This window comes from Marivita cryptomonadis, assembly GCF_002115725.1.
Classification (GTDB): Bacteria; Pseudomonadota; Alphaproteobacteria; order Rhodobacterales; family Rhodobacteraceae; genus Marivita; species Marivita cryptomonadis.
Window position 1 is genome coordinate 168,789 of record NZ_JFKD01000010.1, and the last position, 11,608, is coordinate 180,396.

Sequence of the window (11,608 nt, forward strand, 5' to 3'; positions counted from 1 at the left end):
CCAGCGTAGGTCAGACAAAAGGTTGGTTCATGCAGGATTTTGGCGGAGCAAAGCTCATTCTGTTCATCGGGGATCGGATTGTCGTCCTGCGTCGTGACCAAAAGCCGGATATTCCGTGGCCGGGACGGTTGGATCTGCCGGGTGGGGGACGCGAGCAGGATGAAACCGCCGAAGCCTGTGTTCTGCGCGAAACCCGCGAAGAGGTTGGCCTGTATCTAGAGCCGAGCGCGCTTGTCTGGCGGCAACAGCTTAACCGGGGCGTATTCTTTGCCGCACATCTTCCGGCGCACTTTGAGGCACAGATTGTATTAGGTAGCGAAGGGCAGGGATGGTTGTTGATGGAGCCTAACACATATGTTTCACACCCGGAGGCGATTCCGCATTTTGCTGAAATGGTAAAGGCTTACAGGGATCAGGCGTTTGGTTGAATTGTCTGTTGCGATTGCATCTCGGCCACGATGGCCTTGGCTGCCGCGCGCGGATCGGCAGCTTTCCAGACTGGGCGCCCAACAACGATGTGATCTACGCCGTTCTTGACTGCATTTGCAGGTGTCGCAACACGTTTTTGATCACCAAGATCTGCCCCTGCAGGCCGCACGCCCGGTGTCACGATCAAACGGTCCCTGGCTTCGGGCAACGCGCGGATTAGGGCGGCCTCGTTTGGCGAGGAGATCACACCGTCCGCACCTGCATCGAAAGCCCGACCCGCACGTTCGACTACAAGGTCGGACACGTCGCCGTCTTTTATCAATGCGCCGTCCAGATCGCTGCGTTCAAGCGAGGTGAGGATGGTCACAGCAAGGATCTTTAGGTCAGACCCGGCAGCGCCTTCTTTGGCGGCGCGGACGACATATGGATCACCATGTACCGTAAGGAAATCCAGATCGAATTGGGCAAGACCACGAACTGCAGCTTCAACCGTCGCTCCGATATCGAACAGCTTCATGTCAAGAAAGATGCGTTTGCCGTGTTCTCGCTTGAGTTCGTCAGCTAACGCCAGCCCGCCTCCCGTCAGCATACCGAGGCCGATTTTGTAAAACGAAACAGAATCCCCAAGCTTTTCGGCAAGCTCAAGCCCGGCCAGTGCATTCGGTACATCCAGCGCTACGATCAGACGGTCATCGGACATGAGCATTTCCCCTCGCAAGTTCGCCTCGTCTTACAACCGTGCGAGCAAGCGTCAAGGAACAACGGTTTGGACTGCGCGTTCTCTTCTTAACACAGGAGAGAAAAATGCAGTCTGACAGCATTCTAAAGAATAGGTTTTCCATTGTCCGGCCTTTGGTGATCATTACCGCCGCAGTGGTTTTGGTAGGATGGGCCATTTCTCAGATCGGTTCGGGCGATTACGCAAAATCCAACCCATATCTTGAAGACGTTTTGAGCGAGCCAAGCTCTCGCTCTTGAACAGGGGTGCATTTGTCCCCATTTCTTTTGCGAAGGCCCCACTATGGGACGTGCCGAATTCGGGCGTTTCCGATCACAGGGGTGCTTGGCGAAAGGAGAATGCCATGAACTTGGAGAAGTTCACGGAACGGTCGCGTGGGTTTATTCAGGCGGCACAGACCATTGCAATGCGGGAAAGCCATCAGCGGCTGGCACCCGAACACATCCTCAAAGCTTTGATGGACGACGATCAGGGACTTGCCTCGAACCTGATCCAGCGGGCTGGTGGTGCGCCACAGCGCGTTGTGCAGGCTTTGGATGGCAAGCTTGCCAAGATTCCAAAAGTATCTGGTGATGCGGGACAGGTGTATCTGGACAGCGCTACTGGCAAGGTGCTGGACGAGGCTGAGACGATCGCGAAAAAAGCTGGTGACAGTTTTGTTCCGGTTGAACGCATCCTCATGGCGCTTGCCATGGTCAAAAGCGCAGCGAAAGAAGCGCTGGATGCCGGGGCGGTGAACGCGCAGTCGTTGAATTCCGCGATCAACGACATTCGCAAAGGTCGAACCGCTGACAGTGCCAGTGCCGAAGATCAGTACGAAGCATTGAAGAAGTTCACACTGGATCTGACCGAACGTGCGCGCGAAGGAAAAATTGACCCGATCATCGGACGGGACGATGAAATCCGGCGTGCGATGCAGGTGCTAAGCCGTCGGACCAAAAACAACCCCGTTCTGATCGGGGAACCGGGCGTGGGTAAGACCGCGATCGCTGAAGGCCTTGCGTTGCGCATCGTCAATGGTGACGTGCCGGAATCCTTGCGCAACAAACGTCTCTTGGCACTCGACATGGGAGCGTTGATTGCTGGTGCGAAATATCGCGGTGAGTTTGAAGAGCGGCTAAAAGGCATCCTTTCCGAAGTGACGACGGCTGCCGGTGAGATCATTCTGTTCATCGACGAGATGCACACGTTGGTCGGTGCAGGTAAAGCCGATGGCGCGATGGATGCCGCAAACCTGATCAAGCCTGCCTTGGCGCGCGGTGAACTGCACTGTGTGGGGGCGACGACGCTTGATGAGTACCGCAAGCATGTCGAAAAAGACGCAGCTTTGGCCCGTCGCTTCCAGCCGGTGTTGGTGCAGGAGCCGACGGTCGAAGACACGATCTCGATCCTGCGGGGCATCAAGGAAAAGTACGAATTGCACCACGGCGTGCGGATTTCGGACAGCGCCCTTGTGGCGGCGGCAACCTTGTCGCATCGCTATATCACTGATCGGTTTTTGCCGGACAAAGCCATTGATCTGATGGACGAAGCGGCATCGCGTTTGCGGATGGAAGTGGACAGCAAGCCCGAAGAATTGGACGCGTTGGACCGCGACATTCTGCAAAAGCAGATCGAAGTCGAAGCCTTACGTCTTGAGGACGATCAGGCATCGAAGGACCGTCTGGCCAAGCTTGAAAAGGATCTCGCTGATCTGCAGGAGCGGTCTGCCGAGATGACGGCCAAGTGGCAGGCGGAACGCGACAAGCTGGCCTCTGCACGCGAGTTGAAAGAGCAGTTGGACAAGGCGCGGGCAGAGCTGGAAATCGCCAAGCGCGAAGGAAATCTCGCCAAGGCGGGAGAGCTGTCTTATGGCGTGATTCCGCAACTTGAAAAGCAGTTGGCCGAGGCCGAGAGTTCTGACGACGATGTCATGGTCGAAGAAGCCGTCCGTCCCGAGCAGATCGCGGGTGTGGTCGAACGCTGGACCGGCATTCCGACCTCAAAAATGTTGGAAGGCGACCGAGACAAGCTGCTCCGGATGGAAGACGGTCTGCACAAGCGGGTCATTGGTCAGGATCAGGCGGTGCGCGCCATCGCCAACGCGGTGCGCCGCGCGCGGGCCGGGCTGAACGACGAGAACCGCCCCTTGGGAAGTTTCCTGTTCCTCGGACCGACCGGTGTCGGCAAGACTGAATTGACCAAGGCGGTGGCCGAGTTCCTGTTCGACGACGACAACGCCATGGTGCGGATCGATATGTCCGAGTTCATGGAGAAACACGCCGTGTCGCGTCTGATCGGCGCTCCTCCGGGCTATGTCGGCTATGATGAGGGCGGTGTTCTGACCGAAGCTGTGCGGCGGCGACCATATCAGGTTGTATTGTTCGACGAGGTCGAAAAGGCACATCCGGACGTGTTCAACGTGCTGTTGCAGGTTCTTGATGATGGCGTGCTGACCGATGGTCAGGGCCGGACCGTGGACTTCAAACAGACGCTGATCGTGCTGACGTCGAACCTTGGGTCGCAGGCACTGAGCCAGTTGCCAGATGGTGCGGACCCGAGCCAGGCCAAGCGCGATGTTATGGATGCGGTGCGGGCGCATTTCCGGCCCGAGTTCCTGAACCGTTTGGACGAAACCGTGATCTTCGACCGGCTCAAGCGCGAGGATATGCACGGGATCGTGGACATTCAGATGGCGCGTTTGCTCAAGCGGCTTGCAGCGCGCAAGATTGACCTGCAACTGGACGATGCCGCGCGCAAGTGGTTGGCCGAAGACGGGTACGATCCGGTGTTTGGTGCTCGTCCCTTGAAGCGGGTGATCCAGCGGGCGCTGCAGGATCCACTGGCTGAAATGCTGCTGGCCGGAGACATCGCGGATGGTGATCTGGTGCCGGTGACGGCAGGTGCTGACGGTCTTATCATCGGGGACCGTGTGGCCGCATCCAACAGGCCGCGTCCGGACGATGCCGTAGTGCATTAAGCTTTGACGGAAGTGACAAAGGAAAGGCGGGGGAGACCCCGCCTTTTTCGCGTTTGCCAATCGTTAAGGCTTGGCGCGCAAAATCGCTGTGGACAGCTTGTGATCTTTGTTTGCCCGATACCAAATATTGATTTAGACAGGTGTGAACCCACAATAAGAGGTGAGTCATGACAGCTGCGGACGATCTGCGCAATTTTCTGGGCGACGACCGTTTTGCCACCGTTATGGCAGACCCGCCGTGGCGGTTCCAAAACCGTACCGGCAAGGTTGCGCCCGAGCACAAACGTCTGGCGCGCTATCCCACGATGGAGCTTGATGAGATCTGTGCGCTGCCCGTGGCAGAGCATCTTGAGGATCGCGCGCATTGCTATCTCTGGGTGCCCAATGCGCTGCTGCCCGAGGGGCTTCAGGTGCTGAAAGCTTGGGGATTTGAATACAAGTCCAACATCATCTGGGAAAAGATCCGCAAGGATGGCGGGCCGGATGGACGTGGCGTCGGGTTCTATTTCCGCAATGTGACCGAAATCCTGCTGTTCGGAGTGCGCGGCAAGGATGTTCGGACATTGGGGCCGGGTCGGTCGCAGGTGAACTACATCGAAGCCGAAGAACCGGACGGTGATGTGCTGAAGACCCGCAAGCGCGAACACAGCCGCAAGCCGGACGAACAGTACAAGATCATCGAAGGATGCTCCTGGGGTCCGTATCTGGAACTTTTCGGACGCGGCAGGCGTGACGGATGGACAGTTTGGGGCAATCAGGCGGACGACGACTACAAGCCGACCTGGAAGACCTACAAACACAATTCCGGCGTGGCGGCAGAGTAAAGGCGTTTCGATCAATCGAAACACGCTGACATGCTGAGGCACCAGAGGCGTCAATCGTCGCTCAGGCCTTGATGATAGAGGCCGGCAATCCGATCAACAGAAGCGGACACGGGTTGCCGACGCCTCTGTCGATCCGATCTTTCAGTTTTTGCCAATGCGTGGTGGCCGCACCGAACTTATCGCTGACAAAGTGCTTGGCGAAGGCTTCGGCAAAAGGTGTGTATTGGTCGATCATCCGCTGGACCGCATCGCGTTGGCGTTTGGTGCGGTCTTTCATGCCAAAAGCCTCGACCATTTCAGCCTCATTGATGAACCTGTGCTTTTCGATGCAGCGCTGGATGATGTCGCGCATATCGTCCTGAAGGCTGGCGCCACGTGTGATCAGGATACCGACCGAGATTGCGGATTGTGCATGCAGGCGCTGAAAGTTTTCCAAGTCCCGATCAAAGAACGGGTCTTTGTTGTTCCATTCGATCTCAAGCGCGACCTTTCCCAAAGGCGTGCTGCGAATGTGGTCGATTTCGTGGCTATTGGACACGGTTTCGCGGCCGTCCACGATCAGACGGAAGTCGAACGTGTGTTTGGGCCAGTTTTCGGCGTAGAGCCGTTTGCGCAATCGTTGCGTCGAGGGTGCCTCACCGCCGCCAGAACCGATGAGTTCCTCGGCAGGGATGCTCAGGTCAAGCAGGGCGGATTCAAGCTCGCCCGCGATTTCGGGGAAATCGACAGAAAGAATGGCACCCGCATGGTTGCGGGTTTCAACATCATATCCCTGTTGGCGCAGCTGTTCGAACATGCGCGCAGCTTAAGGCATTGATGCACCGCCTCAAGCGGCGTTTCAAAGTGCATGAGACGTCTTTCGGTCTAGGCCACGAAAAAGGGCGGCCCGAAGACCGCCCTTGTTTGCACCGATGCGCGAAGGTCTTAACCTTCCGGCAGGATCACAGTGTCGATGACATGGATCACGCCGTTCGACGTTTCGATGTCGGCGGTCGTTACGGTTGCGTTTTCAACCATTACGCCGTTGTCGAGGTCGATGGTCACCGACGAACCCTGAACGGTTTCGGCTTCCATGTCGTCCATCAGGTCGGTCGACATCACTTTGCCGGGCACGACGTGGTAGGTCAGGATCGCAACAAGCTGATCCTTGTTCTCGGGCATCAGCAGGCTTTCGACGGTACCTTCCGGCAGAGCGGCAAAGGCTTCGTCGGTCGGCGCAAACACAGTGAACGGGCCTTCACCCTTCAGCGTGTCGACCAGACCTGCAGCCTGCACAGCGGCAACAAGAGTTTCGAATGTGCCAGCATCGACAGCGGTGTCGACGATATCCTTGGAGTGACCTCCGGCGAAAGCGGTGCCTGCCAGCAGCGAAGCGGCAGTTGTGAGGGCGATTGTTGTCTTACGAAACATGTGAGTCGTCCTTTTTGTCATGCATTGCGATGTGTCTCGCACATCTGATGGTTTAACGCGGACAAACAGCGTTTGGATCTGTGGGGGAATCCGCCGATGTCGCTTGACAAAATGGGCTTGCCGCCTAAGCCTCAAGTCTTTGCTTCTTCAAGTGAAATTCTTGTGATCCGGCGTCAGGATTGCGTCATCAGTCAAGCCCGATTGCGGTCTTTGAAATGCCATTCAACAGCGCTTCGACCGACTTCATGGCACCGTCGGGAAAGGTGCGAAATCCGATGGTCGTGACATCTGGCCTATCGGGGCGAACCATGACGAAAATCGTGTAGGGACAGAAAACGATGTTCATCGGATCGGCCTCCATCACCTCGCGCGAAACCTTGGCGGAGCAGAAGCTATAGACGTCGGCGTTGAGAAACAGGGTGACGTCCGATCCAACATCACCCTTGGTGCGTTCCAGCATATCGCCCGTGTGGCTGACGTGGTCGATCACCAAACCTGCGTCGAGGATCGCGTTTTCTAGCCCGAAGGTGACATCGTCAAAAGACTGTTCCGTGTCATAGGTGATCAGATCGGCGGCAGAGACCGCGGATGCCGCGAATGTCAGTGCGAGTGTTGTGAGCAGGCGTTTCATGGGGTTTCCTTTTGTGGCAAGCGGTGCCGTAAGCTGGGATGGTTGAGGTCAGTCTAACGTGTTCCTTATTATAGATGCAATGAATTGAATGTGAGGTTGATATGGGCGTCGCCATGTATGCACTGAATTTTCTGGCGCTTTTGTTTGTCGGCGTGATCGGGTTGGTCATCCTTGTGGCTATTGTGCTGGGGGTCATTGACCGCACACAGACCAGCGACGCGATCAGGCGCAATTATCCGGTACTTGGGCGGTTCAGGGAACTGTTTTCGACTTTGGGAGAGTTCTTTCGCCAGTATTTCTTTGCGATGGATCGCGAGGAATTGCCGTTCAATCGAGCGCAGCGTGAATGGGTCAAACGGTCGGCCGAAGGTCATGGCAACACGGTTGCCTTCGGTTCGACCCGTAACACCGGGATCGTCGGTACTCCGATTTTCGTCAATGCCCCGTTTCCGCCAATCGACAATCAGTTTGCCAAATCCGAACCCAAGGTGATCGGCCCCGGTGCGCGTATGCCGTATACAGCGACATCGTTCTTCAACCTGTCAGGCATGAGTTATGGCGCAATATCGAAACCCGCAGTGCGTGCCCTGAGCCAAGGCGCGAAACGTGCGGGCATCTGGATGAACACCGGCGAGGGCGGGCTGTCACCCTATCACCTCGAAGGTGGCTGCGACATCGTCTTTCAGATTGGCACTGCCAAGTACGGTGTGCGCAACGCCGATGGTCGTTTGGATGAAGAAAAGCTGCGTGACATGGCTGCGCATGAGACCGTGCGCATGTTCGAGATCAAGCTGAGCCAAGGGGCCAAACCGGGCAAGGGAGGGATCCTGCCCGGCGAAAAGGTGACAACAGAGATCGCGCAGGTGCGTGGAATTCCCGTTGGCAAGGATAGTATCTCACCCAATCGCCATGAAGAGGTGGACGATTGGGACGATCTTCTTACCATGATCGACCGCGTTCGGCAGATCACGGGCAAGCCGACGGGCATCAAGATGTGTGTCGGCTCTGAAGAAGGAGTTGCGGGGCTTTTCAATGCCATCGCGGCGCGTGGTGTCGATGCTGCCCCCGATTTCATCACTTTGGACGGTGGCGAAGGTGGCACCGGTGCTGCACCGATGCCATTGATTGACCTCGTTGGCATGAGTATCCGCGAGGCGCTGCCCATGGTGGCCAATATTCGCAATGCACATGGGCTTCGCGACCGCATTCCCTTGGTGGCCAGTGGCAAGCTGGTCAATCCCGGTGATGTGGCTTGGGCGCTGGCAACGGGCGCGGATTTTGTGACGTCGGCGCGCGGCTTCATGTTCGCGCTGGGCTGTATTCAGGCGCTCAAGTGCAACCGAAACACCTGTCCCACAGGAATCACGACGCACAATCCGCGGTTCCAGTCTGGTTTGGTGGTCGAGGACAAAGAACTGCGTGTCGCTGCCTATGCGCAAGAGATCATCAAGGAAGTCGAGACTATCGCACACTCCGTCGGTGTGGCAGAGCCGCGTCTGATGCGCCGTATTCATGTCCGCGTGGTTCAGCCTGATGGGCGCAGTATCCTGATGTCTGACCTATGGCCGCAATCGGTGTCTGTATGACACGAGGCTTCACACCGCGTGCCTTGGGCGAAGTTGCGATCCGGTGCCGGGATTACACTGCGATGGTGGCTTTCTATCAGAATATGATCGGGTTGACCGTGCTTGAGGGCGGGAGCCGCGGAGTCGCGCCACAGAGAATCACGTTCTTTCACCTTGGCGAAAGCTTTGGCGGCCATGCCGCCGTACTTGCTCTGTTCGAAGACGTCGAAGGAACTGCGCACAATGGCACCGGTTCCTCCTTGCATCATATTGCCCTGAGCCTGCCATGGGATGAACAGGACGGGGCAAAGACGTGGTTGGAAGCCCATGGTCTGCCTGTTCGGTTCCAAGATTTCGATTGGGTCGGCTGGCGGGGGCTTTTTACATGCGATCCCAACGGCAACACGGTAGAACTGGTTGCCTCCGTGCCGGAAGGCCGCACCGGTTAAGCGTGGTAAGCCCATGTCATCCGGGGCAATTGACGTGACCGAACGCTTCTGGTCCAAGGCCACCAATTATACTTTTGACCGGGATCGACTGCCATGACCAACACCAAACGCATTGTTCTTTCCAGCGATCACGCGGCCATCGACTTGCGTCTGGCCGTCGCCCGGCACATTGAAGCCCAGGGATGGGACGTCGTTGATATTGGCCCCACGACCCCTGAAAGCACACATTACCCTTTGCACGGACAGGCCGCTGCCGAGCGTGTGGCGTCTGGCGATTGCCGTCTTGGCATCATCCTGTGCGGCACAGGTCAGGGCATCATGATGGCGGCCAACAAGGTCAAAGGTATCCGCTGCGGCGTCTGTACCGACACCTTTTCGGCGCGGATGATTCGTCAGCACAATGATGCGAATATCTTGTCCCTCGGTGCGCGGGTTGTTGGTGAAGGGTTGGCGTTGGATATTGTCGACGCTTTTCTGACAGCCGAATTCGAAGGCGGCCGCCATGCTACTCGTGTGGACATGATCGAGGGCTGATCAGTCACTGGACCGCTGCCAGATGTGACGTCACACTGGCCGAACATTTCAAAACGACCACGCACACGTGAGACAAGTTGGTTTGGTCGTTTTCTCTTCTGCCTCTATGTCTTCGTTGAACACGGACAAAGAGGATTTCATGGCGCATCGTTGGAAAAACACCCTGACGGCACAGGACGTCACCCCATACTCTGCCTTCTTGAACCGCAGGCAATTGATGACCGGCCTTGCCGCTGGTGGTATCGCAGGGGCCTTGCCCCGTAGTGCTGCTGCACAGAACTCTCTTGAGCCAAACACGTTTGAAGAGATCACCAACTACTGCAACTATTATGAGTTCGGCACCGGCAAGGAAGATCCGGCGCGCAACGCACACCGTCTGACTATTGATCCTTGGACTGTACGGATCGACGGTCTCGTGGACAAACCCGGTGACTATAGTTTTGCCGACATCCTGTCCCAGATGACTGTGGAGGAACGCATATACCGTTTCCGCTGTGTCGAGGCGTGGTCGATGGTTATTCCTTGGAACGGGTTTGAACTGGCCGATCTGCTGAATTGGGTCGGCGTGCAATCCAATGCAAAATACGTCGCGTTTGAGACCGCCCTACGCCCCGATGAGATGCCGGGTGTATCAAGTCGTGTTCTCGACTGGCCGTATGTCGAAGGTCTTCGCATTGATGAAGCGATGCACCCGTTAACCATGATGGCGACCGGGATCTATGGTAAGGATATCCCGAAACAAAACGGTGCCCCGATGCGTTTGGTGGTTCCATGGAAATACGGCTTCAAGTCGATCAAGTCGGTGGTCCGAATCTCATTGGTAGAAGAAGAGCCGCCCGCAAGCTGGAATGTCGCCAATCCTCGGGAATATGGCTTCTACAGCAATGTGAACCCTGAAGTGGATCATCCGCGGTGGTCGCAAGCTACGGAGCGTCGCATAGGGAGCGGACTCTTCGCTAAGCGTGAACCAACCTTGATGTTCAATGGGTATGAAGAAGAGGTTGCCGGTCTCTATGACGGCATGGACCTCCGCACGTTCTTCTGAGTCATGGTGGACCAGATCAACATTGCACTGCGTCGTGTCCCGGCTTGGGTGTTATATCTCGTGGCACCGTTACCTGTGCTTACCATCTATTACCTCGGCCTCACCGACGCATTGGGCATCGACCCGGCGAAACGAATTGAACACGAACTGGGTCTTTGGAGCCTTTGGCTCGTTATTGCCGGCCTCGCGATCACGCCTTTGCGTCGATGGGCGGGGTTAAACCTGCTCAAGTTTCGCCGCGCGATTGGCGTCATCACGTTCTTCTATTTGCTGGCGCATCTGCTGACTTGGCTGGTTCTTGATGTGCAGTTCCAGAACGTCTGGGCCGATATCGTCAAGCGTTGGTATATCACTGTCGGGATGTTGGCCTTTGTTCTCATGATACCGCTCGCCGTGACGTCTAACGATTTGAGCCTCAAGCGCTTGGGGGCAGGCACGTGGCGTGGACTCCACAAACTTATTTATCCGATTGCCGTTCTGGGGGCATTACACTTCCTGCTCCTCGTGAAAGGCTTTCAATGGGAGCCGATCGTGTATGCAGCGATCATCGTAGGTCTTCTTGCCTGCCGGGTTCGCCTGAATCGCCTTCCTCGTTTTAGGATGTCACGGCAGACCTGAAGCATAGGTATAGCGCATCCCGCATGGCCTCTTGCTAAATCTGGTGCGCTGCTTTCCACAATTGCGCAAGTTGGCGTCTCTGCGAACGATTATTGCGCCAAAGCCCTGTTTTTATGGGAAAAACGAACTTTCAGAAAAATCTGTAATCTGCGTATTTTTTTGCTTGCGGAGTCGAGAGAGTAACCGTAGAAGGCCTCTCACCGGCGCTGCTGAGGCGGACGTTGGGACTACGGAAGGGTTAGCGGGCTTTGGTCTGGTTGGTCTGGAAGTTGGATAATTCAGGGGTATATCAGGGCGGGCGCGCCGTTAGTTTAGGGCGCACTGGTCTGGTTGTTTGTCTTCTGGGTTGCTCTTTGACATTGCTAATATCTGAAGAGATATGCGGGCGGTTTGGTTTGTTTCGGC

The 11,608-nt window shown here is 56.4% G+C and carries 12 protein-coding genes; 8 read left to right on the forward strand and 4 right to left on the reverse strand.

All coding sequences use genetic code 11. The annotated features are described in order from the left end of the window. Positions 1 to 29: 29 nt before the first annotated feature. A complete protein-coding gene (locus MCRY_RS12980; protein ID WP_085630525.1) occupies positions 30 to 428 on the forward strand; it encodes an NUDIX domain-containing protein in 399 nt (132 codons plus the stop codon). On the opposite strand, the gene pyrF is transcribed toward MCRY_RS12980, so the two are convergent. Continuing rightward, positions 413 to 1,129, reverse strand: coding sequence for an orotidine-5'-phosphate decarboxylase (gene pyrF, locus MCRY_RS12985; protein ID WP_085630527.1), 717 nt, complete (start codon positions 1,127 to 1,129; stop codon positions 413 to 415). The two genes, MCRY_RS12980 and pyrF, sit on opposite strands and share 16 nt — an antisense overlap. Positions 1,130 to 1,511: 382 nt before the next feature. Here pyrF and clpB point away from each other — a divergent pair, with 382 nt between their 5' ends. Continuing rightward, positions 1,512 to 4,127, forward strand: a complete 2,616-nt coding sequence (gene clpB / locus MCRY_RS12990) for an ATP-dependent chaperone ClpB (RefSeq protein WP_085630529.1) — start codon at positions 1,512 to 1,514, stop codon at positions 4,125 to 4,127. Between the two features lie 167 nt (positions 4,128 to 4,294). After that, a complete protein-coding gene (locus MCRY_RS12995) occupies positions 4,295 to 4,951 on the forward strand; it encodes an MT-A70 family methyltransferase (RefSeq protein ID WP_085630531.1) in 657 nt (218 codons plus the stop codon). Between the two features lie 61 nt (positions 4,952 to 5,012). Here the strand turns inward: MCRY_RS12995 and MCRY_RS13000 are convergent, their stop codons facing one another. The 3 genes from MCRY_RS13000 to MCRY_RS13010 all read right to left on the reverse strand — a co-directional run bounded on the left by MCRY_RS13000 (position 5,013) and on the right by MCRY_RS13010 (position 6,992). Further along, positions 5,013 to 5,747 (reverse strand): BglII/BstYI family type II restriction endonuclease, encoded by a 735-nt coding sequence (locus tag MCRY_RS13000; protein WP_085630533.1) that lies wholly within the window; start codon positions 5,745 to 5,747, stop codon positions 5,013 to 5,015. 128 nt (positions 5,748 to 5,875) lie between these two features. Further along, positions 5,876 to 6,361, reverse strand: coding sequence for a fasciclin domain-containing protein (locus MCRY_RS13005; RefSeq protein ID WP_085630535.1), 486 nt, complete (start codon positions 6,359 to 6,361; stop codon positions 5,876 to 5,878). A 187-nt stretch (positions 6,362 to 6,548) separates the two neighbouring features. Then, on the reverse strand, positions 6,549 to 6,992 hold the full coding sequence (locus tag MCRY_RS13010; protein ID WP_085630537.1) for a DUF302 domain-containing protein: 444 nt from the start codon (positions 6,990 to 6,992) through the stop codon (positions 6,549 to 6,551). A gap of 101 nt (positions 6,993 to 7,093) precedes the next feature. On the opposite strand from MCRY_RS13010, the gene MCRY_RS13015 reads away from it, so the two are divergent. The 5 genes from MCRY_RS13015 (at position 7,094) to msrQ (ending at position 11,203) form a co-directional block, all read left to right on the forward strand. Beyond that, on the forward strand, positions 7,094 to 8,578 hold the full coding sequence (locus MCRY_RS13015) for an FMN-binding glutamate synthase family protein (RefSeq protein WP_085630539.1): 1,485 nt from the start codon (positions 7,094 to 7,096) through the stop codon (positions 8,576 to 8,578). Continuing rightward, the gene (locus MCRY_RS13020) at positions 8,575 to 9,006 is read left to right on the forward strand and encodes a VOC family protein (RefSeq protein WP_085630541.1); all 432 of its coding nucleotides are present in this window, start codon (positions 8,575 to 8,577) and stop codon (positions 9,004 to 9,006) included. The genes MCRY_RS13015 and MCRY_RS13020 overlap by 4 nt, the downstream gene beginning before the upstream one ends. 93 nt (positions 9,007 to 9,099) lie before the next feature. Then, positions 9,100 to 9,540: a ribose 5-phosphate isomerase B gene (gene rpiB, locus MCRY_RS13025; RefSeq protein WP_085630543.1), complete on the forward strand. Its 441-nt coding sequence runs from the start codon at positions 9,100 to 9,102 to the stop codon at positions 9,538 to 9,540. Positions 9,541 to 9,679: 139 nt separating this feature from the next. Further along, positions 9,680 to 10,585, forward strand: a complete 906-nt coding sequence (gene msrP, locus MCRY_RS13030; RefSeq protein ID WP_085630545.1) for a protein-methionine-sulfoxide reductase catalytic subunit MsrP — start codon at positions 9,680 to 9,682, stop codon at positions 10,583 to 10,585. Positions 10,586 to 10,588: 3 nt separating this feature from the next. Further along, positions 10,589 to 11,203, forward strand: a complete 615-nt coding sequence (gene msrQ, locus MCRY_RS13035) for a protein-methionine-sulfoxide reductase heme-binding subunit MsrQ (protein ID WP_085630547.1) — start codon at positions 10,589 to 10,591, stop codon at positions 11,201 to 11,203. The last annotated feature ends 405 nt before the right edge of the window (positions 11,204 to 11,608 follow it).

Bases quoted from the DNA above. Each gene is read 5' to 3' on its own strand.
- pyrF (WP_085630527.1), bottom strand. From the start codon at position 1,129: ATGTCCGATGACCGTCTGATCGTAGCGCTGGATGTACCGAATGCACTG.
- clpB (WP_085630529.1), top strand. From the start codon at position 1,512: ATGAACTTGGAGAAGTTCACGGAACGGTCGCGTGGGTTTATTCAGGCG.
- MCRY_RS12980 (WP_085630525.1), top strand. From the start codon at position 30: ATGCAGGATTTTGGCGGAGCAAAGCTCATTCTGTTCATCGGGGATCGG.
- MCRY_RS13000 (WP_085630533.1), bottom strand. From the start codon at position 5,747: ATGTTCGAACAGCTGCGCCAACAGGGATATGATGTTGAAACCCGCAAC.
- rpiB (WP_085630543.1), top strand. From the start codon at position 9,100: ATGACCAACACCAAACGCATTGTTCTTTCCAGCGATCACGCGGCCATC.
- msrP (WP_085630545.1), top strand. From the start codon at position 9,680: ATGGCGCATCGTTGGAAAAACACCCTGACGGCACAGGACGTCACCCCA.
- MCRY_RS13015 (WP_085630539.1), top strand. From the start codon at position 7,094: ATGGGCGTCGCCATGTATGCACTGAATTTTCTGGCGCTTTTGTTTGTC.
- MCRY_RS13005 (WP_085630535.1), bottom strand. From the start codon at position 6,361: ATGTTTCGTAAGACAACAATCGCCCTCACAACTGCCGCTTCGCTGCTG.
- msrQ (WP_085630547.1), top strand. From the start codon at position 10,589: ATGGTGGACCAGATCAACATTGCACTGCGTCGTGTCCCGGCTTGGGTG.
- MCRY_RS13010 (WP_085630537.1), bottom strand. From the start codon at position 6,992: ATGAAACGCCTGCTCACAACACTCGCACTGACATTCGCGGCATCCGCG.
- MCRY_RS12995 (WP_085630531.1), top strand. From the start codon at position 4,295: ATGACAGCTGCGGACGATCTGCGCAATTTTCTGGGCGACGACCGTTTT.
- MCRY_RS13020 (WP_085630541.1), top strand. From the start codon at position 8,575: ATGACACGAGGCTTCACACCGCGTGCCTTGGGCGAAGTTGCGATCCGG.